Annotated in this window: 1 protein-coding gene; it reads left to right on the plus strand. The window is 39.0% G+C overall.

All coding sequences use genetic code 11. From position 1 onward, the window contains the following. The coding region (locus EAO38_RS08765; RefSeq protein WP_162982772.1) for a RepB family plasmid replication initiator protein at window positions 1–397 on the plus strand (397 nt) is incomplete at both ends.

Below are 397 nucleotides of genomic sequence, written 5' to 3' on the forward strand. Positions count from 1 at the left end.
CATCGCTGAAAAATATGTAACCTTCCATAACGATGTCAATTCTGTATCTCTAGGTAGGCTAAGTGCATTAGAAGCCAATTTGCTCTTTGCCATCTTCAACAAACTCAAAGACAGAGAGGATGAGCTCCTAGTGTTTGAAGTAGAGGACATTAGAGCAATGATAGGAGCTAAGACTAAAGTCAGTCTTGAGAATCTCTCTAAAATCGTTGAAAAATTTTGGAAAAATATCAGGGCAGCTAACTTTTGGGTGCTCTATGAGCGCGCTAAAGAAAACATTGTGCTCTTTAGAAGGTTTCGGATCAACTACTACGATACAAAGAAAACCCAAGTCAAAAGCATAGAAATCCAAGTGAATATGCCTTACTTTGGCTACTTGCTTAACTACCTCCATGGCAAC

The sequence above is a fragment of the Helicobacter vulpis genome, assembly GCF_003660395.1.
Classification (GTDB): domain Bacteria; phylum Campylobacterota; class Campylobacteria; order Campylobacterales; family Helicobacteraceae; genus Helicobacter; species Helicobacter vulpis.